This is a genomic window from Frigoribacterium sp. CFBP 8766 (genome assembly GCF_014841435.1).
Taxonomy (GTDB): domain Bacteria; phylum Actinomycetota; class Actinomycetes; order Actinomycetales; family Microbacteriaceae; genus Frigoribacterium.
In genome coordinates, this window is sequence record NZ_JACYTX010000008.1 from 89,704 (window position 1) to 109,932 (window position 20,229).

Annotated in this window: 34 protein-coding genes; 14 read left to right on the forward strand and 20 right to left on the reverse strand. The window is 65.0% G+C overall.

Annotated features, from left to right (window positions below; genetic code table 11):
* Nucleotides 1–66: 66 nt before the first annotated feature.
* From IFT90_RS15875 to IFT90_RS15885, 3 genes are read left to right on the forward strand one after another with little or no spacing between them, the layout of a single operon-like run.
* Nucleotides 67–312 carry a glutaredoxin family protein gene (locus IFT90_RS15875; protein ID WP_192043217.1) on the forward strand — a complete coding sequence of 82 codons (246 nt, stop codon included), beginning with the start codon at nt 67–69 and terminating at the stop codon, nt 310–312.
* Nucleotides 309–542, forward strand: coding sequence for an AlpA family transcriptional regulator (locus IFT90_RS15880; protein ID WP_192043178.1), 234 nt, complete (start codon nt 309–311; stop codon nt 540–542). Before IFT90_RS15875 ends, IFT90_RS15880 begins: the two co-directional genes overlap by 4 nt.
* Complete coding sequence (locus IFT90_RS15885) at nt 539–796, forward strand: hypothetical protein (RefSeq protein ID WP_192043179.1); 258 nt, start codon at nt 539–541, stop codon at nt 794–796. Before IFT90_RS15880 ends, IFT90_RS15885 begins: the two co-directional genes overlap by 4 nt.
* Nucleotides 797–824: 28 nt before the next feature.
* Here the strand turns inward: IFT90_RS15885 and IFT90_RS15890 are convergent, their stop codons facing one another.
* The 3 genes from IFT90_RS15890 to IFT90_RS15900 are packed head-to-tail and all read right to left on the reverse strand — an operon-like array spanning nt 825 to nt 2,484.
* Nucleotides 825–1,403, reverse strand: coding sequence for a recombinase family protein (locus tag IFT90_RS15890; RefSeq protein ID WP_192043180.1), 579 nt, complete (start codon nt 1,401–1,403; stop codon nt 825–827).
* A 2-nt stretch (nt 1,404–1,405) separates the two neighbouring features.
* Complete coding sequence (locus IFT90_RS15895) at nt 1,406–2,239, reverse strand: Fic family protein (RefSeq protein ID WP_192043181.1); 834 nt, start codon at nt 2,237–2,239, stop codon at nt 1,406–1,408.
* Nucleotides 2,239–2,484: a hypothetical protein gene (locus IFT90_RS15900; protein ID WP_192043182.1), complete on the reverse strand. Its 246-nt coding sequence runs from the start codon at nt 2,482–2,484 to the stop codon at nt 2,239–2,241. The genes IFT90_RS15895 and IFT90_RS15900 overlap by 1 nt, the downstream gene beginning before the upstream one ends.
* 619 nt (nt 2,485–3,103) lie before the next feature.
* Between IFT90_RS15900 and IFT90_RS15905 the strand changes: the two genes are divergently transcribed.
* Nucleotides 3,104–4,837 carry a beta-propeller fold lactonase family protein gene (locus IFT90_RS15905; RefSeq protein ID WP_192043183.1) on the forward strand — a complete coding sequence of 578 codons (1,734 nt, stop codon included), beginning with the start codon at nt 3,104–3,106 and terminating at the stop codon, nt 4,835–4,837.
* Between the two features lie 445 nt (nt 4,838–5,282).
* Nucleotides 5,283–5,867 carry a GntR family transcriptional regulator gene (locus IFT90_RS15910; protein WP_192043184.1) on the forward strand — a complete coding sequence of 195 codons (585 nt, stop codon included), beginning with the start codon at nt 5,283–5,285 and terminating at the stop codon, nt 5,865–5,867.
* Nucleotides 5,868–5,996: 129 nt separating this feature from the next.
* Here IFT90_RS15910 and IFT90_RS15915 read toward each other — a convergent pair whose 3' ends face one another.
* The 6 genes from IFT90_RS15915 to IFT90_RS15940 form a co-directional block, all read right to left on the reverse strand.
* Nucleotides 5,997–6,200: a hypothetical protein gene (locus tag IFT90_RS15915; protein WP_192043185.1), complete on the reverse strand. Its 204-nt coding sequence runs from the start codon at nt 6,198–6,200 to the stop codon at nt 5,997–5,999.
* Nucleotides 6,201–6,297: 97 nt separating this feature from the next.
* Nucleotides 6,298–6,693, reverse strand: coding sequence for an XRE family transcriptional regulator (locus tag IFT90_RS15920; RefSeq protein WP_192043186.1), 396 nt, complete (start codon nt 6,691–6,693; stop codon nt 6,298–6,300).
* Nucleotides 6,690–6,953, reverse strand: coding sequence for a hypothetical protein (locus tag IFT90_RS15925; RefSeq protein WP_192043187.1), 264 nt, complete (start codon nt 6,951–6,953; stop codon nt 6,690–6,692). Before IFT90_RS15925 ends, IFT90_RS15920 begins: the two co-directional genes overlap by 4 nt.
* A 57-nt stretch (nt 6,954–7,010) precedes the next feature.
* A complete protein-coding gene (locus IFT90_RS15930; RefSeq protein WP_192043188.1) occupies nt 7,011–7,313 on the reverse strand; it encodes a hypothetical protein in 303 nt (100 codons plus the stop codon).
* 2 nt (nt 7,314–7,315) lie between these two features.
* A complete protein-coding gene (nrdH, locus tag IFT90_RS15935) occupies nt 7,316–7,573 on the reverse strand; it encodes a glutaredoxin-like protein NrdH (RefSeq protein WP_192043189.1) in 258 nt (85 codons plus the stop codon).
* Nucleotides 7,574–7,649: 76 nt separating this feature from the next.
* A complete protein-coding gene (locus tag IFT90_RS15940) occupies nt 7,650–7,853 on the reverse strand; it encodes a hypothetical protein (protein ID WP_192043219.1) in 204 nt (67 codons plus the stop codon).
* A 381-nt stretch (nt 7,854–8,234) separates the two neighbouring features.
* On the opposite strand from IFT90_RS15940, the gene IFT90_RS15945 reads away from it, so the two are divergent.
* The gene (locus IFT90_RS15945) at nt 8,235–8,711 is read left to right on the forward strand and encodes a hypothetical protein (protein WP_192043190.1); all 477 of its coding nucleotides are present in this window, start codon (nt 8,235–8,237) and stop codon (nt 8,709–8,711) included.
* Nucleotides 8,712–9,068: 357 nt separating this feature from the next.
* Here the strand turns inward: IFT90_RS15945 and IFT90_RS15950 are convergent, their stop codons facing one another.
* From IFT90_RS15950 to IFT90_RS15960, 3 genes are all read right to left on the reverse strand, one after another.
* Complete coding sequence (locus tag IFT90_RS15950; RefSeq protein ID WP_192043191.1) at nt 9,069–9,383, reverse strand: hypothetical protein; 315 nt, start codon at nt 9,381–9,383, stop codon at nt 9,069–9,071.
* A 202-nt stretch (nt 9,384–9,585) separates the two neighbouring features.
* Entirely contained in the window at nt 9,586–10,500 is a 915-nt protein-coding gene (locus tag IFT90_RS15955) for an ArdC-like ssDNA-binding domain-containing protein (RefSeq protein WP_192043192.1), read from the reverse strand.
* Nucleotides 10,501–10,579: 79 nt separating this feature from the next.
* Complete coding sequence (locus IFT90_RS15960; RefSeq protein WP_192043193.1) at nt 10,580–10,789, reverse strand: hypothetical protein; 210 nt, start codon at nt 10,787–10,789, stop codon at nt 10,580–10,582.
* Between the two features lie 334 nt (nt 10,790–11,123).
* Between IFT90_RS15960 and IFT90_RS15965 the strand changes: the two genes are divergently transcribed.
* Nucleotides 11,124–11,294: a hypothetical protein gene (locus tag IFT90_RS15965; protein ID WP_192043194.1), complete on the forward strand. Its 171-nt coding sequence runs from the start codon at nt 11,124–11,126 to the stop codon at nt 11,292–11,294.
* Between the two features lie 198 nt (nt 11,295–11,492).
* Here IFT90_RS15965 and IFT90_RS15970 read toward each other — a convergent pair whose 3' ends face one another.
* Nucleotides 11,493–11,645, reverse strand: coding sequence for a hypothetical protein (locus tag IFT90_RS15970; RefSeq protein WP_192043195.1), 153 nt, complete (start codon nt 11,643–11,645; stop codon nt 11,493–11,495).
* Nucleotides 11,646–11,664: 19 nt separating this feature from the next.
* Nucleotides 11,665–11,883 carry a hypothetical protein gene (locus IFT90_RS15975; protein ID WP_192043196.1) on the reverse strand — a complete coding sequence of 73 codons (219 nt, stop codon included), beginning with the start codon at nt 11,881–11,883 and terminating at the stop codon, nt 11,665–11,667.
* 212 nt (nt 11,884–12,095) lie between these two features.
* Between IFT90_RS15975 and IFT90_RS15980 the strand changes: the two genes are divergently transcribed.
* Entirely contained in the window at nt 12,096–12,284 is a 189-nt protein-coding gene (locus IFT90_RS15980; protein ID WP_192043197.1) for a hypothetical protein, read from the forward strand.
* 50 nt (nt 12,285–12,334) lie between these two features.
* Here the strand turns inward: IFT90_RS15980 and IFT90_RS15985 are convergent, their stop codons facing one another.
* The gene (locus IFT90_RS15985) at nt 12,335–13,354 is read right to left on the reverse strand and encodes a CU044_5270 family protein (RefSeq protein ID WP_192043198.1); all 1,020 of its coding nucleotides are present in this window, start codon (nt 13,352–13,354) and stop codon (nt 12,335–12,337) included.
* 8 nt (nt 13,355–13,362) lie between these two features.
* The gene (locus IFT90_RS15990; protein ID WP_192043199.1) at nt 13,363–13,932 is read right to left on the reverse strand and encodes a sigma-70 family RNA polymerase sigma factor; all 570 of its coding nucleotides are present in this window, start codon (nt 13,930–13,932) and stop codon (nt 13,363–13,365) included.
* A gap of 652 nt (nt 13,933–14,584) precedes the next feature.
* Between IFT90_RS15990 and IFT90_RS15995 the strand changes: the two genes are divergently transcribed.
* Nucleotides 14,585–14,827: a hypothetical protein gene (locus tag IFT90_RS15995; protein WP_192043200.1), complete on the forward strand. Its 243-nt coding sequence runs from the start codon at nt 14,585–14,587 to the stop codon at nt 14,825–14,827.
* A gap of 96 nt (nt 14,828–14,923) precedes the next feature.
* Here the strand turns inward: IFT90_RS15995 and IFT90_RS16000 are convergent, their stop codons facing one another.
* Nucleotides 14,924–15,253 carry a hypothetical protein gene (locus IFT90_RS16000; RefSeq protein WP_192043201.1) on the reverse strand — a complete coding sequence of 110 codons (330 nt, stop codon included), beginning with the start codon at nt 15,251–15,253 and terminating at the stop codon, nt 14,924–14,926.
* A gap of 153 nt (nt 15,254–15,406) precedes the next feature.
* Here IFT90_RS16000 and IFT90_RS16005 point away from each other — a divergent pair, with 153 nt between their 5' ends.
* The 4 genes from IFT90_RS16005 (at nt 15,407) to IFT90_RS16020 (ending at nt 18,764) form a co-directional block, all read left to right on the forward strand.
* Nucleotides 15,407–15,982 carry a sigma-70 family RNA polymerase sigma factor gene (locus IFT90_RS16005; protein WP_192043202.1) on the forward strand — a complete coding sequence of 192 codons (576 nt, stop codon included), beginning with the start codon at nt 15,407–15,409 and terminating at the stop codon, nt 15,980–15,982.
* Nucleotides 15,970–17,034, forward strand: a complete 1,065-nt coding sequence (locus IFT90_RS16010) for a CU044_5270 family protein (RefSeq protein ID WP_192043203.1) — start codon at nt 15,970–15,972, stop codon at nt 17,032–17,034. Before IFT90_RS16005 ends, IFT90_RS16010 begins: the two co-directional genes overlap by 13 nt.
* 389 nt (nt 17,035–17,423) lie before the next feature.
* Nucleotides 17,424–18,305 (forward strand): hypothetical protein, encoded by an 882-nt coding sequence (locus tag IFT90_RS16015; protein ID WP_192043204.1) that lies wholly within the window; start codon nt 17,424–17,426, stop codon nt 18,303–18,305.
* Nucleotides 18,306–18,437: 132 nt separating this feature from the next.
* On the forward strand, nt 18,438–18,764 hold the full coding sequence (locus IFT90_RS16020) for a hypothetical protein (protein WP_192043205.1): 327 nt from the start codon (nt 18,438–18,440) through the stop codon (nt 18,762–18,764).
* A 77-nt stretch (nt 18,765–18,841) separates the two neighbouring features.
* Here the strand turns inward: IFT90_RS16020 and IFT90_RS16025 are convergent, their stop codons facing one another.
* A complete protein-coding gene (locus tag IFT90_RS16025; protein WP_192043206.1) occupies nt 18,842–19,069 on the reverse strand; it encodes a hypothetical protein in 228 nt (75 codons plus the stop codon).
* Between the two features lie 111 nt (nt 19,070–19,180).
* Here IFT90_RS16025 and IFT90_RS16030 point away from each other — a divergent pair, with 111 nt between their 5' ends.
* The gene (locus IFT90_RS16030) at nt 19,181–19,384 is read left to right on the forward strand and encodes a hypothetical protein (RefSeq protein WP_192043207.1); all 204 of its coding nucleotides are present in this window, start codon (nt 19,181–19,183) and stop codon (nt 19,382–19,384) included.
* Nucleotides 19,385–19,402: 18 nt separating this feature from the next.
* On the opposite strand, the gene IFT90_RS16035 is transcribed toward IFT90_RS16030, so the two are convergent.
* Together IFT90_RS16035 and IFT90_RS16040 are read right to left on the reverse strand one after the other, a co-directional pair.
* On the reverse strand, nt 19,403–19,936 hold the full coding sequence (locus tag IFT90_RS16035; RefSeq protein WP_192043208.1) for an RNA polymerase sigma factor: 534 nt from the start codon (nt 19,934–19,936) through the stop codon (nt 19,403–19,405).
* A 53-nt stretch (nt 19,937–19,989) separates the two neighbouring features.
* Nucleotides 19,990–20,229: hypothetical protein (locus IFT90_RS16040; RefSeq protein ID WP_192043209.1), on the reverse strand; the 240-nt coding region annotated here is incomplete at its 5' end.

Consider the following 20,229-nt stretch of genomic DNA (forward strand, 5'->3'; position numbering starts at 1 on the left):
TCCACCTCCACGTCCTACCGGCGACAAGTCGCCTTCACGGCAAAACAACGAGAGGGAGTGGATCTGATGGAGCAGCACACAGTGGTTCTGTACGGGAAGCCGGGTTGCGGTCCGTGCGTGGCGGTCAAGGCGGCGCTCGAGCGTGCCGGGATCGAGTACGTCTACGTGGACGTGACGACATCCCCGGAGGGATTGGAGCACGTGCGGGAGCTGGGCTACCAGCACACTCCGGTGATCGAAACGAGCGACGATCACTGGACGGACTTCCGTCCCGACAAGCTGGCCGCCCTGGCCAAGGGGCTGGGCTCGTGAGCGCGCCGATAAAGCCGATGCTGATGCTTGAGCCACCGCGTCGTCAGAAGACGTTCATGGGACTCCTGACCCCGGTACAGGCAGCACGCTCGATCGGTGTCAGCGTGCCCGAGCTCGACGCGATGCGCGTCGCCGGCAACGGCCCAGCAGCGTTCGCACTGACGAGTCGAGTGGTGCGGTACTCACCGGCCGAGGTCGCGGCGTGGAAGGCGTCACAGGTGGCGTCATGACGCTGACCAACACAGCGGCGCCGGGGCCGATGGCTTACTCGCTGGATCGCGATCCGATCTTCGACGTCAGGGTGTGGGAGCTGACGGAGCGCGAGCGCGTGGTCTACGAGCTCGGGTTCCACACCGGGTTCGCGGCGCGTCAGCGGGAGATCGATCAGCTGAACCACGAGTCCGATCGGCTCTACGTTGCCGCGTTCGATCATCGGAGTTGCGCCTGCTGGCGCGGCCGCCGGCACAACGTTTCTTGGCGGTAGACGACACTGGCCAGGCGGTCTGGGCGGACTAGCTCGCCTGGCTCAACGGGGCGGAGGGCGCTTTGTCCAGTGCCCTGCGGATTGAGGATGCCCCGACCTGCAGGGTCGCAGCGATCGTGTCCCAGGTCGCTCCGTCCGCGCGCATCTGTCGCGCCACCGCGATTCGCTCTGGCGTCATCACGGTTGGGCGCCCACCGCGGCGCCCTCGTGCTGCCGCGGCGGCGAGGCCGGCGCGGGTGCGGTCGGAGATGATGCGGCCGTTCATTTGCGCGAAGGCGGCGCAGATGTGGAAGAACAGTTCCCCGCCTGCGGTCGTGGTGTCGAATGGCTCTGTCAGGGAGCGGAACTCCACTCCCCTGTCGGCGAGCTCACCCACGATCGTGACGACGTCGGTCATCGACCGGCCGAGGCGGTCTGTGGAGTACACCAGCAAGACGTCACCTTCCCGGAGGTACTGCAGGCACTCCGTAAGCCCTGGTCGAGCCGCGTTCTTTCCGGTGAGCTTGTCGCTGAAGATCCGCTCGGCTCCGGCCCCACGGAGGGAGTCGATCTGGGAGTGCAGGTTCTGGTCCTGGGTGGACACGCGTGTATAGCCGATGACAGCCATGCTTACCTCTCACGCCCGTTCTGTCGGCCAGGCCCCGCGGCGCCCCGCCCGGGCCGGTAGTCGGAGAGCTGAGCGGCGCCAGTGCCCGCACCACTCCCCCGCCCTGGCGGGCTCGAATAGTGGGTCTTGTAAAGGTCCGCGAGCTTCTGCAGCTCCGGGCTCAGGCTCGGTGCGGCCGTCTCGGCCGGGCGCCGCTCGACCGTGATCGCCTTGAACACGTCGATGAGCTCCTCAGGATGCACCGCGAGGTAGCCACGGTCGGGACCGGAGAAGTGCGATCGCTGATTCCAGACCTCCGCGGACACAGCGGAGTAGTCCAGCTCAAACGGTGACTGCTCGGCGACGTGCTCGAGGAACATCTTCCCTGTGCGCCCGTTGCCCTCCCGGAAGGGATGGGCCTGATTGATGTTCGCGTAGACGATCGCCATGTTCACCGCGAAAGCGTCCCGAGAAACGTCAGCCCACTCCACAGCCTGGACGGTCTTGTGCGCCTCGGAGAAGTAATGCGGGATCTGCTTCGCGTCAGCGAATGAATGGTCGGCCTTGGTCATCCCGAACGGCCGCACTTTGCCGGCCCAGTTCGGGTAGAGGTGCTCAAAGAGCTCCTTATTCAGCTGCTTCGCGTGCTCGAGGTCGAAGGTCCGCTCGATCGGCACGCGTCCTGCAGCGATCTCTTCGCGAACGAAGCCGGCGAGCTTGTACTCGAACCGCTGCAGCTGCCCAGCGTCGCGAATGTTCTCGGTGTTGCGCATGACCCGCCGGGACGGCGGCTGCGTGACCGGGTAAAGGGTGCTCTCGAAGTCGGGAAACGACTCGTCGAAGGAATCGCCTGCCACTAGCCGGCGGCGCGGATGTGCTGACGAGAGTCCTCGACCTCGGCGAACGCAGCACGCATGTACTCGGCCTTTGAAATCCGGCCGGAGGCGTAGCCAACCATCAGCTCGACGTCGGGCCGGTTCGGCTCCCACCCCTCGTGAGCGTCGCTCCCGAAGTTGCTGACCACGCGACGACGCACCGCCTCGTCGACACCGACGAAGAGGTCGGGGTAGAGCTCGGACACGTTCACACCAGCTGCAGTCATGAGAACCCCCTAATTCGTCGATTCAGTCTACCAAACCGTGTCAAAAAGGGCTATACCTACGTTTCGGTGGTTTTGATTTCGGTCACGAGTTTCGAGCAGGTCGTCGCGCCGAAAAATCAGGCAGCAGTCCGGTTGCCCTGGATCAGCTCAGAAACGATCGTTTCTGGCTCGCCCCGCCGCCAATGAGACCAGGCGCATGAAGTTGACCCCACCTCCGACCAAGGATCACCCCCGGCCGAATGTGCCACACGTCCGGCCGGGCGCACGCCGCTAGGCGAGGCGGAGGTGGTAGCTCCGCAGCGGAGGAACGTCGCCTCCGGTTGCTCGATCTTCACCGTTGATACCGATCGGTATCTGTGCCCTAAGCTCAAGACGATCTCGAGAGGTCTCCCTCTCAGAGACCCGAGCGGCGGCCCCAAGTGGCAAGGCGCCCGGACGACGCTCCTCCGCAGCCGTGTCGCTGCTCAGCACGAGAACTGGACCCTCGCCCATGTCGCGCCCTCGAACATTCCCGACCCCCGTACGTTCCCTCCGGACGACCCTCGCCGTCGCCCTCGCAGCCCTTGCTCTGATCCCGTTGACATTGGCCGGTGAGGCGCCGAGCGCCTCTGCCGCCGAGGTGAGCACAACTATCCCGGTGGGGGCGGATCCGTTCGACCTCGCCGTGAGCCCGGACGGCGCCCGCGTCCTCGTCGCGAACTTCTCCGACGAGACGGTGTCGGTCATCGACACCGCCAGCCTCGCCGTCACTGCGACATTCGCCGTCACCGACCGGCCGCGTCAGGTGGCGTTCTCACCCGACGGCTCCACCGCCTACGTACTCGTCGGCGACGTCGCCGCGGCGATCGACGTGGTCGACGTGACCACGAACACTTTGGTCACAACAATTCCCGGCGTGGGCTTCCTGCCCACCGATCTCACCGTGACCGCCGACGGCCGCACTGCCTGGGTCGCCTCCTTCGGGGCAGGCAGCCTGAGTCGCATCGACCTGACGACACGGACCGTGGTGGGCTCCTTCCGCCTTGGTGGTCGCGGATTGACCGCTGCCGTCGTAAACCCCGACGGGTCCACGGTTTACGCCCTGGACTCCGACGGCACTCTCGCGTTCTTCGACACGGCCACGAACCTCGTCACGAGGAACGTCGCCGTGCCGGGCTCGGGTCCGATCGCGCTTACGCCGGACAGCTCGACCCTGTACGTCTCGGGCTTCGACGGTTCGGACATCACGCTGGTAGATACCGCCACGGGCACGACCACGGACACCGTGGCGCTCACGGGCGCACCCGACCGCGTCCGCTTCTCCCGCGACGGCGGCACGGCATACGCGGCCGTCATCGGCAACGACAACATCGGACGAGTCGTTGCGATCGACACCGCGACCCGACGAGTGGTGGACACGACCACGGTCGGCCAGGACCCCGCCGGAGTCGGCGTCACCCCGGACGGTGCCCTGCTCTTCGTCGCGAACTCCAGCGACGCGACCGTCTCCGTCATCAGGCTCCCGCTCGCGCCAGTGTTCACCGCCGCAACCCCGCCGACCATCGCCACCGTCGGCCAGGCCTACTCGTTCACCTTCACCGCGACCGGCAACCCGCCCCCCACCTTCACCGTCACTAGCGGCACCCTGCCCGCAGGACTCACCCTCACCGCCGGCGGCGTCCTCTCCGGCACCCCCACCGCAGCCGGTGCCAGCACCTTCACCGTGACCGCCACAAACGGCGTCGCACCGGCCACGACGACCCCACCGGTCACCGTGACGGTAGCCCCCGTGATCGTCCCCGCCCCCGATCGCCTTCCCGCGCCGCTAATCACGAGCCCGGCCGACGGCCAGACGGTCACGGGCCCGGTCACCTACCGCGGCACCGGCACACCGGGGGCGTACATCGCGCTGGTCAGCTTCGAGGGCGACACTCCCCCGCAGTCGTCCGGTCCGATCGAGGATGCCTTCGCCGCCGCCGACCCGATCCAAGTCGCCGCCGACAGCACCTGGTCGCGGACTATCGCCATCACGCCCGGCGACTACACGACCTTCGCGGTCGAGTTCCGTCGGGACGCCGACGGAACCGTCACCCTTGAGAACACGTCGCCCGCCTCCGAGTTTGTCAGCTACTCGGTCGTCGCAGCCACCGTGCCTGTCGGGGCGGCACCGACTGCGCCCGCGGAAGCTGCCCCTTCTGCCGGCCGCACCCCGGCCACGTCGTCCGCGACGAACCTGGCGCTCACGGGCTCTGAGACGTCGGGTCTCGTCGGCCTCGGTGCTCTCCTCGTCGGAGCCGGGGTTGCCTTGACCGTGGCATCGCGTCGCCGCCGCAGCACGGCGCCGAGCACGAGCGCGACCACCAGCATCAACTAGGCGAGGTCACGACGAAGCCCTCTGCGCCCCGCGGCGCAGGGGGCTTCGTCGCGCCAGGACGCGGCATCGCCCGATGACGGCCGCCCCAGGCAACAGGTCCGCCCGATGACCCGATGACCCGATGACCTATTGGAGCGATAGCGGCGCGGCTCGAGTTTGGTAGTCACCCAGCAAGCCTGAAAGCCGCCGAGCGAGATGAGCAACGAAGTGCTGACCGTCCGACTTGGGACCGTCTAAGGGGCGCCCGGCCTGCGGTCTCCCAGAAACCCGGACCAGTTCAAAACCCCGTTTCGAACCGGTCGTCGTTTCCGAGCAGCTGATCCGAGCCCGCCGCTGCCACACCCATAACCGATCCTTTCGGCGCGGTTGGAACGACGTAGCCACATCAATTGTCCGTAGCAAAACCTTTGGAATATTAGACTCTTTATGTGGCAAGATGGGTGGCATGCCGATTCCCGCCTCGAATCCAGATACAGCTCCTCGCCGACTTCTTCGCGATGTCGTCTTCGACAAGATGCTGGCCGCCATCGTCGATGGAACCCTTGAACCAGGTGAGCGCTTGAACGATGACCAGCTCGTCAAGTGGCTTGGGGTATCGCGCACGCCAGTGCGAGAAGCGATCGCACAGCTGCAGACCTATGGCCTGGTGGCGATCGAGGCCAACCGATTCACGAAGGTCGCGGCTCGTGACGACGTCGTCTACGCCGAGGCGGCCCAATTCCTAGCCGGCCTCCACATCCTCGCGCGCGAGTGGGGAACGAACAACCTCGAAGGTTTGACGCGGAAGAGCATTCTGGCGTCTGTCGCTGGGGCGCGGAAACAGCTTGTAGCTCACGACATCGCAGGGCCGGGGGCGCTTCTCGATGCGCAGGGCGACTTGGCAAAGGCGTCTGGGAATGCCTTGTTCGTCGGCACGGAGGAGCCATTGCGCATCCGGGTGAATTTCCTGCGCCCCCGGGAGGTTGACGCTTACGACTGGGATGCTCTGGTCGCGGTGGCCGATGAGCTAGCGGAAGCTATCAAGGGCTAGCAGCCCCACGTCGGTCACGACTAGTTACATCCTGAGGCCCAAGGGCGTCGTGGGTGAGTCTGCTGGCGGATCGCCGCCCGTTGGGGCTTCCTGACCAGATGGACGCCAGTGTCGTTGCAGTTCTCGTAGTCAGTGGGCCGTCGGACTGTACTTGGCGTCGAGCTCGGCGTAGGCATCGGCCTCGCTGAGGGTGCCCTCGAGGACGCGGCGGGCGCGGCCTAGTCCGTCGGCGTCGGGGAAGTGGCCGGCGAGCTGCTGGCCCTTTTCGATCATCGCCATTTCCTGGTCGACGTCGAGGTTTCGGGTGGTGCTGTGAACGTTCTTGGTGACCATGAGGATCCCCCTGTTCTGTCATTGATTCTACGAACTACTGCCCATTCGGGCGATGCCTCAGCCGTGGCCGGGCCGCCTCGTCGAGCCTGATCGCCGACTACGAGGCGGCCGGGTCGGCGGCGAGCTGTTGGATGCGCCCTGGCGTGACACCGAAGGCGGCCGCGACGGCATCGAGCTTGTACCCGTCCGTTCGGGATAGGCGCACGGCTTCTCGGCGTAGCTGGGCGGCACGCTGCTGCACGGCGCGCGCCTCGTCCTCGAGCTGTCGCGCCTCCTCCCAGAGACGCTCTGCTTCCTCGGAGACGTGCACGGTCACGTGCATGTCGACGTCCTCCCGGGGAACGTTCAAGTGGAGGGCGGCGACCTCGGCCGCGGCTGGGGCGATGTCGCGGACAGCGCGCGCCTGGCCCACGACGTCGAGCTCGGGGACACTGACGAGCCACCAACGGCCGTCATGCCTGGCGGTGGCGGTGAGCTGGCGGGGTGCGGTCACGGGCGGTCCGTGCTGGCTGCAACCAGCTGGTGGTCGCGCTGCTTCTCGATGTCCTGCACGAGGTCTTGGGCGATCTGGGCGAGGCGTTCCTGCTCCTCGGCCCATTCTGCGTCGGGAGCGTAGCTCTCACCCTCCTGGTGGGCACGCGCGGTAGCCGCTCGCGCCGCCTCTCTGAGCGAGCCGACGAGCACGGCATACGCGTCGTTGGTGAGGTCGAGTGTCACAGTCGCGGGGCGCGCTTCGGGGGTGCTGTCAGTCATGGTGTCTCCTCTTCGTTGGTTGCTCGGGCTGGTGGCGGTCTGTGGGTTGTGGGGGTTTCACACTGGGCTGGTGGTCGGGTCGTGGTGGCGGCCTTTCCAGCACGAGCAGTGGCGGTGGTCGAAGGCGATTCGGTAGAGCCGGTCTGCTTCGTTGTTGAGGCGGTCGACTGCCTGGGTGAGGCGTTCGATCTCGTTGGTTCGCATCAGGTACGCCGTCGTGAACCCGGCCTCGTAGATGCGCTTCTCGGCACGGGTCAGCTCCCACGGCTCGACCTCGTTGGCAGGGTCGTCGTACTGGGGCGGCGCGTCAGCGTCGGTGGGAGGAGGCACCTCCTCCTCGGCCCATCCATCCAGGTCCACGGCTAGGCCTCGACCGCTTCGCTCTCAGTCGCTCCCCCGGCGGCGACTCGGGCGATGTTGTCGGGCCGGAAACCTGTCCAGTGGTCATGCTCGGAGACGACGATCACGGGCGCTGCGAGGTAGCCCAGCTCCTTGACGAATTCGAGGGCATTGGCGCTCTCGGTGACGTCGACCACCTGATAGTCGAGCCCCTTGGCGTCGAGCGCCAGGTAGGTCATGCGGCACTGCTGACAGTCCGGCTTGCTGTAGACGGTAATCACGCTTCCAACCCCCTCGGTTGACTTCCCTACCAAAAGTATACCCCCTCTAGTGCTATATGCACAAGGGGGGATAGTGTTACTTCGCTTCAACTTCCGGTCGGCGGTGGAGGTCGCCGATATCGTCGTCTCCCCACGAGTGCCCCTCGATCCAAGCAGCGGCCGCACCCTCGGCCCCGGCTGCTCGGAGCATCCCGGCTAGGGCCTCGACCTCGCCACAGGTGAACCGTGGGCCGACGTCCCCGGCGAGCATCTGGTCGTCGAACACGTCGAGAAACTGCACGACCTCGGGCGCTGGTGTCGATGGTCTGGGTCATGACTTCTTCCTTCTCTCCCCCACGTTTTTTGGCCGTGGAGGCGATGGAATCGCCGGCAGGACGAGCGGGGGCCGTGCAACTGGTCGTGGAATACCGCAACTGAGCGAAGCGAGGGAGGATATGCCGCGAAAGCCGGTTGCGCGGAGCCCGATCGTCCGTACGCTGCCCCAGGCTCCACGACCAAGAAACGGCCCCGGCACGGGGCCCAGCAGTGCCGGCGTCTACGCCGGCTCCTCTAGCAGAGCTTGCTCCGTTGGGGTGCGCGAAGCACCCGGGCCAACTATCGCGAGACGAATCGCCACTCTGAGAGAACTCACCAGACTGGAGGTGCGCGGGAAACTGACCGTGTGGATACAGCCCTTTACGTACCCTTGCTCAGCGCCGCAGCGGGAGCACTCCTTGGAGTCGTCCCCCTCCTCATTTCTCTATCTGTGGGAAGCCGGAATGAGCACCAAAAATGGTTGAGAGATAAGCGCACAGAGGCGTACGCCGCCTTCCTCACGGCAGCCGACCTGTTCCGTGAGCATGGCGCTACGGACTACTGGGAGGCCAAGTACACGTCCGACGAGGCTCGGCGGGAGTACGCGACCCGGGCGGGCGAGCTCCGGGAAGAGCTCAACAGAGCACAGACCACAGTCGTGCTCCTGGGGCCAACCGCGACGCGGAACGCCGCTGGGGACTATCACGTGCTTGTTCTGGATTTCGTTGAGCAATCTCAAGCCGGCACCTTGGACGATGCTCTCGAGCTCGATTACTCCGAGCTCGCAGCTTCTCGTGCGGTGCTGCTCGGTGTGATGAACCGGGTGCTCGGCATCAAGCCCTAGGACTCCATCCAGCCTTGTCATAAGCTTTCGACGACCAAGTTGCTGATGAGCAACTCCAGATCGCAGTGCATACCCAAGAGAGGGAATGCACTTGCGCGCTCATTGTCAGAAACTCAGCTACCCCAACAGGTTTGCCGCTCGTTCCGCCCTAAGGGCGATTACCGCCAAATCCAATGCCAAGCAACGGCCAGTAGGCATCTATCCGTGCTCGACGTGCCGCTCTTGGCACCTCACGTCTCACCTATCTGCGTGGGTCAATCCGCAGCGGTGGGGCTTGGACTAGGTACGGCGCGTTCCGGGGAGCGCGAGGGGCGGGCCCCTCGCCCGGCCGCTCGCGGGCGGCCGGGCACCAATAGGTCAGGCCGGGCGGGTCGAGCTGGTGACGGCCACGCGCACGTGGTCGTGGTCGCACTCCCAGAAACTCGACAGCACGTCGGCCGCGATCCGATCGGCCGCGACGCCGGTCGAGGCCGACTCCGGAAACGTCACGGTCACGGTGATGGTGTGCACGGCCTCGGGAGAGGCCGGACCGTAACCGGCCCCTCCATGCTCGTACGCCCACGCGATCGCGACGGCTTCGGCGGGCCCGTCTCCGAGCTGGCCAAACACGGCGCGGTGCTCGTCGTCGGCATGAACTCGACGGCGCGTGCAGCTCCACGGGGTGCCGAGCACGTCGACCGTATGGCCTCGCACTCGTACCCGGCGGGGTCAAGGTCCGCGGCGGGTGCTGCGGGGTCGAGCCGCTTGGGGTCGAAGTCCTGGGGGCGGCTATAGGTGATGAGCACGGCGGTTCTCCTGCGGGGTCTCGGGGCTCTGGTGGCGGCTGGGCCGCCGGGGTGGGGGGCCGCGGCGCTAGCCGCGGCCCCGGCCGGTGTCAGGCGGCGTCGGCCTCGTCGGTGTCCTCGTCCTCGGGGTCGAGAATCGCGGCGATCTGGTGCGCGGTGGCGAGCACTCGGGCGGCGGCCCCGCGGATCAAGTCGACGTCGGCGTCCGCCCATCCGGCGACGTAGCCGACGCTGTAGGCGCTGGTGTCGAACCCGACGAGCCCGGCGACGACGTAGGCGACGCTCTCGGCCTCTGTCTCCATGAGGCCGCGGTGCTCGGCGTACTCCGCGAGGTCGTCGACGTGGCCCATGAGCACGTGCGCCGTCTCGTGGATCATCGTTTTTGCGGCGTGCTCGGGGCTGAGGTGGTTCCCGATCACGACGCGCTGCCCCTCGGGGTCGCCGTAGCCGTTGCGGCCGCCGGTGAGGTCCTGGCGCGAGGTCGTCCACCCCGCAGCCTCGAGGTAGGCGCTGAGCGCGTCCACGATGCCGTAGTCCTCGGCACCCGTGAGCTGCCGGGCGATCGTTCGATCGGTCTCCCCCTCGATCACGTCGGTTTGGGCGATGTCGAACACGGAGAGGATGGGGAACCTGGCGATGCGCTTTTCTTGGCTCTCGCCGTTCTCGTCCTCCTCGGTCACCTTCTTGGTGCTGTAGCCGAAGATCCGCACGGCCTTCTCGCCCTTGCGGACCTGGCGGCCGAGGCTCTGCCACTTGCGGAATCCCGCGACGCGCTCGGCGTCGGGGCGCTGGCTGAGGATCAACAACACGTTGTTGAGGCTGTAGGCGTGGAACGCGGACGCGAAGTCGAGAAATGCGGTCCAGCGGTCGGAATCGCGGAGCGCCTCGACCTGCGTCGCGATCGATTCGTGGAGGGCGGCGGCCTGGGCCTTCTTCTCCTCGATCGTCTTACGGGGCGCGGCGGTCTTGGCGGGGCGGCGGGTCTTGGTAGCGGTGATGGTCATGGTTCCTGCTCCTGGGTCGATCGGTGATGATGGGTGGAGCGGGAGGGACCTAGTTCGAATAGGTCCCTCCCGTCCTGTGTCACTCGCTGTCGGTACGGGTGAGGGTGTCGACGAACGTCATGACCTCGGGGCCGGTGATGGTCGCCGTGTGGGCGAGTTCCCACCCGTTCCGCGCGAACGTCGAAAGGTCCGAGTCGCGCTCGCCCAACTTGCGGAGCTGGCGCTGCAACTCGCCTTCCCCGACGACCGGAACGAACGTGGTCACGGTGGTGATCTGCTGCTTCTGCATTTGCTTCCTCTCCCTCTCGTTTTTTTGCCGTGAAGGCGGTTTTCCGCCTTAGCGACCGGAGGGCGCAGTGCAACCCGGAGGGCGGCAGGGGAGAGACTTTCGGTGCGAAATAAGGGAGCCCCGCGACCGCGTGCCGAAAATCTCGGAGGAGCCGGTGGCGTAGCCACTTGAACGGAGACCCGGAGGTGGCTACGAGGGAGCGCAGCGACCGAGCCGCCGAAGGCTTCACGGCAAAAAGACGTGCCCGAAGGGCATTGAGCGCCGCGCAGCGGCTCCCCCGGGAGCGCAGCGACTCCCCCGGACCGCAAAGCGGGCCCTCCGCTACGGTCGACCCGTGACCGTGATCCTCACCTGCTGGGCAATTTCCATCGTTCTTGCGTTCATCGCAGTTGCCTTCGCAGTCGTTGACACGAGGGGCGGCCGGAAGATATCTCGGCGGGCGTACGTCACGCTCGGTGCGTGTGTACTCGTTGCCCTAGCCGGTACCGCTTACGCCGTCATCTGACGTCAGTCCTCGCTGGCCGGCACCGGACTCGAGAACGGCCCGCGCGCACGAAGAAGCCCCCGCCCGGCTGGGGGGGGAGCCGGAATGCGGGGGCTGCTGCTGCCTAGCGGATTAGGGACCGCCCGGCAGCTCTCGGTCAGCTCGGGGGGAAGCTGACCGGAGCCAAGCTACGCGCGGCCCCTGACGGCTCTCTCGGGCTCAGTAGGGAGCAACCGAGGTCACGATGCGATCCTCAGGGAGCGTGGCGCGCACCTGGTCGATCGCGTCGGCCGGCGTCTGGGCGTTCACTTCGACGGCCACGGCTTCGGCGCTCGTGTCGCCCTTGGGGCGGTGCCTGACGAACCAGCTCATGCCCGGGCGCTACCCGCGGTCACGACGGCCACTCATCCGGCTCGGGGTGCAGGCGACCCGTCAGGGCTGACAGCTCGGCCTCGTGCTGGATCATCCACGCAACGGCGCTGTTCAGGCTGCCCTCTCGGCGCAGCCAGGGCCGGCCGCCGGCATCGTCTCGGCCGTGGGCGTAGCAGTGGTACGCGATGCCGCCCAGCTCGGGGCGCGAGAGGACGTAACCAAGGGGTGCAGAGCGCACCCGGCGGACCTGCCAGACACCGAACTGTCCCGGTGCCGGCGGCACCGCAAGCGGGTGCGTCGGGATCGGCCGGCGCAGAATCTTCGCCGCGGCCTCACCAGACCCTCGAACTCCCACGGCGGGAGCGTAGATCGACCCTCCGTCACTGGGCGCGCCATAGGCTGCTCCCCGGCGTCCGCCACACTGAGCATGATCCTGGGAAAAGGAGAGACATGACCGTTCTCGCGATCGCCCTTTTGATCATCGGCGGCGGCAGCCTCACGGTTGCGGCCATTTACTCACTTATCGACTACAAGAGGACTGGCGTCCTGTACCGGAACAAGAAGGTCATCTTTCCGGTGCTCCTTATCTCTTTCGCTATTTTTGCCGTTGGATTCTTCCTCGCGCCGGCCGTCGAGTAGTTAAGAGGAAGACACTTCGCGCCTGGTCCGCGATGCCCTGTGTGAGCGACCTAGGGCGCAGTCGAACTGACGGAAGTTTCGATGCTCGTCGATTCCCATGCCGTTCCTGCGGGAACGATCTCAGATGCCTCCAGTGACACGGATCGTTCCCCGATGAACAAGCCCGACTCGGGGTCGACCAGCAGCTCGTCCCGAAGCGAGCCGTTGGCCGTGGTTAGGGCGAAGGCCACTCCGAGGCGACCATCCAAATTCGCGCTTCGACTAACAACCTCCACACCAGGGAGGGCGGCGAGAGCTTTGTAGGCTGCCGCTCGCAGATCCGCGGGCACGTCGCCTTGTCGGAGAAGGTCACCAATCTGGGCGTAAGCCTTCTCAGTAGCTGATGGTGACTTCATCGAGTCAGTGACACCGAAGTGCGAAAGCAAATCCGCCGGGTTACGAGGAAGGTCGGAAAAGTCGTAGGAGCTGAGGGTTTCCGACTGTGGGAGCCCCGCGGCATTGGTCCAGGCGAGATGCCCACCGGGACCAGTCATCACCTGCGAAAGACCTGCACCGGGGCGAGACGCCCACTCAGCCAGCGCCTTCTCTCCGCCTCGCGAACCGAAAAAGACAGTTGGTTTCGGCCACTCCTGCTCCTTCACCCACACTCCTGATTCGCGGTCGTAGGGGATGTAGACGGTGGAGGTACGGGGATTCAGCGATGCCACCGTTTTCTCGGGGTCGTCAGCCTCGCCGACACCGCTGAAACTGATCGAGACTTCCTTGGTCGTGACTTTCAGATACTCGCCGGGCCCCACCACGAAGTCCGACGTTTCAATGGTTGACGACGCAGCCTGATTCAACAGGGCTGCGGCTTCTGCGCTCGCTCCCCCGGTTGAGGTGCCCCAGAAGCCGGTGGCGCTGCCTGCGACAAGAGCACCCGCGGCAACGGCCGCGACGACGCTCAGGCTCACGAAACGGCGGCGAGCCTTGTGCCTGGTGTCCGTCACTGCCTTGAACGTGGCTCGGCGGATCGGGGTGATTGCTTCTTCGAGTGCTGAGCCAACAGGGGGTGCAAATTCATCACGCATGACTTCTCCTAGTAGTCGGTGGCGCGAGCTGTTCGCAGCCGCTGCCGAGATCGTTGAATGCGCTTTCGCGCCGATGCGGGAGTGAGCCCGAGGAATGTGGCTGCTTCTTCGTAGCTGCGGCCGTCGATCAGGCACAGCTCACAAAGGCGACGGTCCACAGCAGGGAGTGCCTCAATTTCTGCGAGCACCCATTCGAGTTGGTCGAGCGCGCTGTCACGGTCCTGTTTTTGATGCCACGCGGAACTGTTCGGGAGTTCGTCGACGAGCTCAGATGACTCGTGCCGTCGACGTGACCGAGCAAGATTGAGTGAAGCGTTGCGGCAAGTAACCAGAAGCCATGGAAGCAGGGAGTCAGAAATGACTCGAAGGTCAGCGCGTTTCTTCCAGGCCACCAAGAATGTTTCTTGGACCAGATCGTCTACGTCGGTCCGGTTCTCGGCCAGACCCCACGCGTAGCGAAAAATAGTCTTTGTGTGTCGGTCGAACAGGGCATGAAACGCAGTGGCGTCTCCCCGCGCCACACGGGCCACCAAATCGCTATCTCCCGGCTGTGCCGAAGCCTGACTTTTTCTCTCCACCTCTCACCTCCACATAAGAGGTGTTTGAGATGAGACCCCTGTGACATTTTGCCCCAATGTCGACTGCCGCAATGGGCAGTGCGGAGTCCGATAAGCGATCGGTCAGGGGCCGCTAGGTCTTCCGGCGATCACCTCGGGCACGGTCGTTCATCGCGCGTATCCGCGGGCAGCCGTCCGGGTTTGCGTTAGACCGTTACGATTCGCGAAACGAAAGGCGCCTGATGGCCGAAAAGGGAAAGCATTTCAAGAGCGCAAAGCACGGAATCGCGATCGGATCAGTCTTTCTTGCTCTCGGCATGCTGCTCGTTGTCGCGCCGGGCAGCGGGGGTACCGAGGGAGGCACCTGGTCCGCAGCGCTTGGCATACCGACATGGGGTCTCGGAGCTGCACTCGCGATCATTGGCGGATTCATCTTGTTCTTGGGAATCCGACAAGCCCGTCTCGGAAAGTAAGTGCACTGCAACGAGCTGCCTCCTTGAACACAGCTCGGTTTCGGTCAACGCTCCCCGATAGGGACAAGGGCCCGCATGTCCAGTCAGTCGACAAAGATCGACGCAATCGTCGCGGCAAGTGCGATCGAGTCGGAGGCCGTATCCAAGAAACGATGGCTGGCCGGCCGTAGCCTTAGGGAGGCGTCGGGGAGACTGAGCAAATGAGTCTGACAATTCTCGAGGAGCGCAAAATCTGGGGGCTACTGCCCCGAGAAATTGCTTATTACGCAGCAATGTTCGGCGGCATCGCGACGGGGCTGGTGACTTTCGCCGCGGTATTCACAGGGCTGTGGTTCTTCTGGATCGGAACTGTGACAGGTGGTTTTGCCGTACTAATCCTGATGAAGCTTTTTCAGTACCTCCGGGCGCTCCCGTATGAGGCGTACGACGAAGAGATCGGCTGAGCTGCACCGTGATCGACTCGCTAGATACGGGCGACGGCGCGACTAGGTGCGCCGAACAGTCTCGTTAGACGATCCCCTATCGGGCATCGTGGCTGACTAGGTCCAGTCGTCAGGCAGGCTTGTCCCAAGCCGCTTCTCGGAGTCTCGCGATGACGAGGTGCGTTTTTGCCGTTCCTGTTCCTCGAACTTTGCGTCCCAAGCCGCTTGTTCTGCCCGATTCAGACGAGCGTCCTTAATGCCTCTGTAGATGAAGCCGGCGAGGAGGACGACAAAGACGCCTAGCCAGAGCATCCACGAGGCAAAGGTGGGCACGTCGAAGATGGCTCGGTACAGGAACGTCCCCTGCACGCCCATCGCAGCCATGGTCAAACCAGCAGTACGAACCCCGCGGTGAGTCTTTCCCGGAAGAGGGTCGTACTTGTTCATGGCCACCCCTAAGTATCAGACCACCTTGTGGCCAGCTCCCTGCACGATCCCCTAGCGGGTAGTCAGAAACGATCCTTTCTGGGCGAAGTCGCCATCACACTCCTCGCTGCTACTTTCCGTGAACCGGAATCGAGCCTTTGAACAAAGACGAGTGTGACCACCGACAGTGACATCATCCGCAGCTCGCTCTCCGCGAGTGCAGCCTTCAGCGAGTTGTACGACCGGCACGCCACCGCCATCCATCGATTCGTGGGCCGACGTGCCGGATCAGACGTCGCTGATGACGTCATGTCCGAAACGTTCCTCGTGGCGTTTGAACGACGCCGCGACTACAACCTGGAACGCGACACCGCTCTGCCCTGGCTCTACGGCATCGCCTCCACACTGCTGCGCAAGCACGCACGCACCGAAGCGCGCGCCTGGCACGGCCTGAACGCCGACCACGCCTCCCACATCACAATCGACGCCTTCTCGGAAGCCGACGGCAGGGCCGATGCGCACCGAGCGATGGAACACCTCGGGCATGCACTTCGCAAGATGCACGCCCGGGACCGAGAAACGCTGCTCCTCTACGCCTGGGCCGACCTCGACTACGAGGGCATCGCCCAAGCCCTGAACATCCCAGTCGGGACCGTCCGGTCACGCCTCAACCGCGCACGCCGCCTGCTACGCGCATCCACCCAGCACGACATGACCCTCAGATTGGAAGGTGCCCCGTGGACGAGCTGACTCTCCTCCGGGAGACCCGCACAGACGTCACTCCCCCCGACCAGTCCACTCTGGACCGCGGCCGCGCAGCACTGCTGCACGCCGCTGCGACTGAGCAAACGGCGCAGCCTCGACGCGTGCCGGCCCGCCCGAAGGTCCGCTGGGCTGTCGGTATGAGCCTGGCCGCCGCGGCAGTCGTGACGGGCCTTGTCGCTACGGACGTCGTGGGCTTCGGTGCCACTGACTCAGCCGTGGCGTCGGTGCTTCACGAGTCGGCCGAGGCTGCCATCCGCACGACCGATCCCGTGGTGGGCCCCGGACAGTACCTCCGCATCGACACCACGGCCGTCAATTCCACGACCACCGCGGGTGACGACGGCGATACCAGCTACCTGACCATTGCAACGGACAGCCTCTTCATCCCCGCAAATCAGGCCGACGAGTGGGTCTGGGCCCGAGGTGCCACGAAGCCCTACAAAACCTTCGGACCCGCCTCCGAGGCTGCGGCAGCAACGGCGCCGGCCGGCACCGCTGAGCTGGTGCGCGCCGCAGGTGGCACGTTCTATGCCGGGAGCCCCCGCAGCGGGCCGACCGAAGCTGAAACGTGGCCCACGGAGCCTCATGCCCTTCTGGCCGCCATCCGTGACGATACCGCCGGCCAGGGCGTGTCCTCAGACGACGAAGCTCTGACCTACATCATCGACACGCTCGCCCAGAACCCGGTGCCCGCTGAGACGCGATCGGCCCTGTACGAGGCCGCGGCGCTCATCCCCGACGTCGAGATCCAGGACGACCGCGCAACCTTGAACGGCAGGACCGGAGTGGCGATCGGGCGAACTGAGGGCAGGGCAAACACGCGCCAGGAGATGATCGTGAACCCATCGACCGGTGACTTCATCGGCCAACGCCGCGTGCTCCTGAGTCCCGAGTCGGGCATGCCTGCCGGAACGACCACGACGTGGACCTCGAGCAGCACCACCGTGTCGGACACGGCCCCGGAGGGCGGAACCCCCAACGGCGCCATGGATGACGAGGGCTGCGTCGTCACCGGCGTGAGCGAGTTCCAATGCTGATGCCCACGGCTGGATCTGCGCCGGCCATCCGGCCCGACTCGATCGACCTGCTGGCCACGCAACCTCTCGACATCACCGCCTGGAACCAAGCCCTTCTCGACGCGAAGCATTAGACCCTCGTCTAGTCGCTAAGGAGCAGCCCTTGCGGGACACCCGCAAGGGCTGCTCCGCGTCCGGCCCGTCGTAGAGGAACCAACTCCCTGGCGACCAGCACCGCTGCATACACCGGCCACCGGGCACCAGCCGACTCGAGAGTCGTTGCTCGAGACCCCTAATGTCCAACTATGACCAGGAGTCAGGAAGACATGGTGACTGACAAAAGAGCCGTGGCGGGTGGGCCGCGGGCCTCGAGGACGTTCGCTGGCCGGCCCAGCAGTCCCATTCCGTGGATGATCTGGGGCACCGGCCGGGCTTGGGCTTGGGGCTCACACGGTGGCCTGCTCGAGTTGACCGACATCGGCGACAGGAGGGTCGTTCGCTTGTCGTCGTCCTCGCTCGATCCGAACGGCACGCGCCTCCGGTTCGAGCGTCGAGTCCGTGACCTAGCTCCTCAAGCCGACGAGCACGTCGAACACGACCTCCTGACGGGACGACAGACGACCAAGGCGCCCAGGTCTCATCCGCCAGCCTATGGACCGAACGGCGAAGTCCTCGACGTCACGATGACGGCAAGCGGACCGGATCACTCGACGCACTGGAAGTACGTCCTCACCCATGGGCGCTCAGTCACCGAGCTTCCCGTCGACGACCGGTTCAGCTACAACCAGACGGGACCTGCTGCGCAGTTCACCTCGGACGGGCGACACCTCGCGCTGAGCCATCAGACGCCCGACCGACAGATCAGCGGGGTAACCACCATCGACCTGGTCCACGAGAAAGTGGAGCGGTTCGACGGAGTCGAACTCGTCGGCTCCGGCTGCTGGAGCCCGGACGGCTCGCGGCTTCTGGTTGCTTCCACGCCGGGCGGCTACCCCGAAGTGCTCGACACGCGACTCGGCTCTCTCACGCACCTCGACACCGTCATCGAGAACCCCCGCGACACCCCCTGGTTGACACTCGTCGGGTGGATCAACGACACCAGTCTCCTTGCCTACCGCGACGCGGGAACACGCATGCACGTCAGCGTCGTGGACGTGGCATCGGGGAAGCGCCGAGAACTTCTCAGCGTTGCACGGCCGGCGCCGAAGAGCGAGATCAGCGGCGTCTTCATGGCGCAATACGTCGCCCAAGGAGCTTCAGCGTCCTGCGCCCTCCCGTCGGATCGCAACTAGCACGCAAGTGCATTGGTTTCCAGGGACTAAAACGTCATCCCGACACCAAAACCCAGCCCCGACCGATGGCCGATTCCCTATCGGACATTCAGAATTCTGAGAGCATCATCAACTCCACCGCAATGATTGAGCATGTCCATCGACACCAACCATCCACACCGCGCGCAGCAGCGGCGAGTCCCCCTCGTATCCGCTCTACTACTCGCGGCGGCCGTCACGCTCCTGCTTTTCCACAGCTTTGGGGTCCTTCCCAACCCCTACGTCTGGGGCGGCATTCGACTAGCCCTGCTCCTCCTCCCCCTGCCGCCCCTCTTGGCCGTCGGCGGAGCCTTCGCAGCCCTTCGTGACCAGCGGGTCAGCGCGAGAGGCAGAATTCTCTGGGCCGTGGGAGCAGCCCTATTCGCGGTCATTTGCCTGCCAGCACTTTTCGTGCTCATCACGCTTATAGCCGGGCCTTGAGGCCGCCCCTGCTGAGACGGCTAAGCACTGACGTTTTTCGTTGCCACTAACCGATCGTCTATCGAGACACTCTGAAGCTAGAGGTCGCGTTCCTTGGCCGCATTTGCCCGACGGTGAGCTAGCAAGGCCTCCACGACCGTGAGGACCACGATGCTGAGCCCGATGCCACCAATGAACCAACCTGAGTGGGGTGCTCCCATGAAATCGGGGTAGTTGAGCGGCTGCGTGAGGAACACGAATCCGACCACGACAAAGGCGACCGCCACGACGAACCACCATCGGTTTGCCACACTCACGTATTTCACGCTCGGACCCTACAGCTTGCTACCAGATGGTGCGCAGGACACCGATCCCCTAGCCGGCGGCCGCTATGACGACTAGCCAAACCGCTCGCAGAGCTGCACTACGGTTCGAGCATGGAGGCCGTTCCGCTCGTCATGAGCGTAATCGGCGCTCTCATCGTCGCGGCAGGCTTCGCCTACACGTTCAACCTCAGGAAGCGAGGCGGGGTGCGATCGGGAAGTCGCCCCTTCCTAGCCATGACCATCACGATCGGACTCGCAACCGGAATCCTCGTAGCAGGCGTCATCGCCGCCCTGGGCTGCCTCGCGAACCCCTAGCTAATGGCCGATCGCCTATCAGGCATCGGTGGTCCCAATGACACGCCCGCGGAATGCGCCGGGCACGTCGCGCGGGCCCTTGTCGGCAAGTTGATCGTGGAGGACCTTCCGGGCTCGGGAAAGGCGGGCACGAACTGCCGTGGCCCGCTTTCCGAGGATTAGAGCCACCTCTTCCTGGGTGAAACCGTCCCAGTAGACGAGGCGCACGATCTCCCGATCCACCACCGGAAGCTGCTCAATTGCCGCTCGTACGTAGGCGACTCTTTCCATGTTCTCAGTTGAGGCATGTTGCTCGAGGGCATCGGCAGACACAGTGAGCCGAAGGCGTGCGCTCAAGGCGGTCCGCCGGGTTCGACCGCGTAGGTGTTGCGAGAGTTTCTTGCGAGCGATGCCAAACAGCCAGGCACGAAGCATGTCCGGTTCGATTGTGCGGGTCGTGCTCGATTGCCAGGCTGCGAGGAACGTTTCACTGACGAGATCCGCGGCGTCATCGGCTGGTACGTCCCGTCGTATGAAGAACCCGAGCAGCCCTCTAGCCTCGTTGCGGAACAAGTCAGCGAGATCTGCGCCTACTTCTCTGTGAGGGTGAGGCTTCGTCGTTTCCGTCAATGGAGCTGTCCGTCGCAGTCCGAATCGATCTCTGCCCAACCACTCACGGTGCCGGCGGGCAGGTCGAGTTCGTCGGATACATCCATGACGATGAACTCGAGCATGGACACGGACAGGGCCGATTCGTCTTCGAGGGGCTGCTGATCTCCGATTCCCGGGATTTGCGCTGTTGACTGCACTGACTGGGGGAGATCGCCGGGGGTGCCTGCCTTGTCGCCAGCCAGAACAAGGGCGTA

What these genes read in the sequence shown, in the direction of transcription:
- IFT90_RS15925 (WP_192043187.1), bottom strand. Translation starts at nt 6,953, where the DNA reads ATGACTGACAGCACCCCCGAAGCGCGCCCCGCGACTGTGACACTCGAC.
- IFT90_RS15890 (WP_192043180.1), bottom strand. Translation starts at nt 1,403, where the DNA reads ATGGCTGTCATCGGCTATACACGCGTGTCCACCCAGGACCAGAACCTG.
- IFT90_RS15955 (WP_192043192.1), bottom strand. Translation starts at nt 10,500, where the DNA reads ATGACCATCACCGCTACCAAGACCCGCCGCCCCGCCAAGACCGCCGCG.
- IFT90_RS15875 (WP_192043217.1), top strand. Translation starts at nt 67, where the DNA reads ATGGAGCAGCACACAGTGGTTCTGTACGGGAAGCCGGGTTGCGGTCCG.
- IFT90_RS16015 (WP_192043204.1), top strand. Translation starts at nt 17,424, where the DNA reads ATGATCTGGGGCACCGGCCGGGCTTGGGCTTGGGGCTCACACGGTGGC.
- IFT90_RS15915 (WP_192043185.1), bottom strand. Translation starts at nt 6,200, where the DNA reads ATGGTCACCAAGAACGTTCACAGCACCACCCGAAACCTCGACGTCGAC.
- IFT90_RS15995 (WP_192043200.1), top strand. Translation starts at nt 14,585, where the DNA reads ATGAGTCTGACAATTCTCGAGGAGCGCAAAATCTGGGGGCTACTGCCC.
- IFT90_RS15970 (WP_192043195.1), bottom strand. Translation starts at nt 11,645, where the DNA reads ATGAGCTGGTTCGTCAGGCACCGCCCCAAGGGCGACACGAGCGCCGAA.
- IFT90_RS15980 (WP_192043197.1), top strand. Translation starts at nt 12,096, where the DNA reads ATGACCGTTCTCGCGATCGCCCTTTTGATCATCGGCGGCGGCAGCCTC.
- IFT90_RS16000 (WP_192043201.1), bottom strand. Translation starts at nt 15,253, where the DNA reads ATGAACAAGTACGACCCTCTTCCGGGAAAGACTCACCGCGGGGTTCGT.
- IFT90_RS16020 (WP_192043205.1), top strand. Translation starts at nt 18,438, where the DNA reads ATGTCCATCGACACCAACCATCCACACCGCGCGCAGCAGCGGCGAGTC.
- IFT90_RS15960 (WP_192043193.1), bottom strand. Translation starts at nt 10,789, where the DNA reads ATGCAGAAGCAGCAGATCACCACCGTGACCACGTTCGTTCCGGTCGTC.
- IFT90_RS15985 (WP_192043198.1), bottom strand. Translation starts at nt 13,354, where the DNA reads ATGCGTGATGAATTTGCACCCCCTGTTGGCTCAGCACTCGAAGAAGCA.
- IFT90_RS15885 (WP_192043179.1), top strand. Translation starts at nt 539, where the DNA reads ATGACGCTGACCAACACAGCGGCGCCGGGGCCGATGGCTTACTCGCTG.
- IFT90_RS15910 (WP_192043184.1), top strand. Translation starts at nt 5,283, where the DNA reads ATGCCGATTCCCGCCTCGAATCCAGATACAGCTCCTCGCCGACTTCTT.
- IFT90_RS16030 (WP_192043207.1), top strand. Translation starts at nt 19,181, where the DNA reads ATGGAGGCCGTTCCGCTCGTCATGAGCGTAATCGGCGCTCTCATCGTC.
- IFT90_RS15900 (WP_192043182.1), bottom strand. Translation starts at nt 2,484, where the DNA reads ATGACTGCAGCTGGTGTGAACGTGTCCGAGCTCTACCCCGACCTCTTC.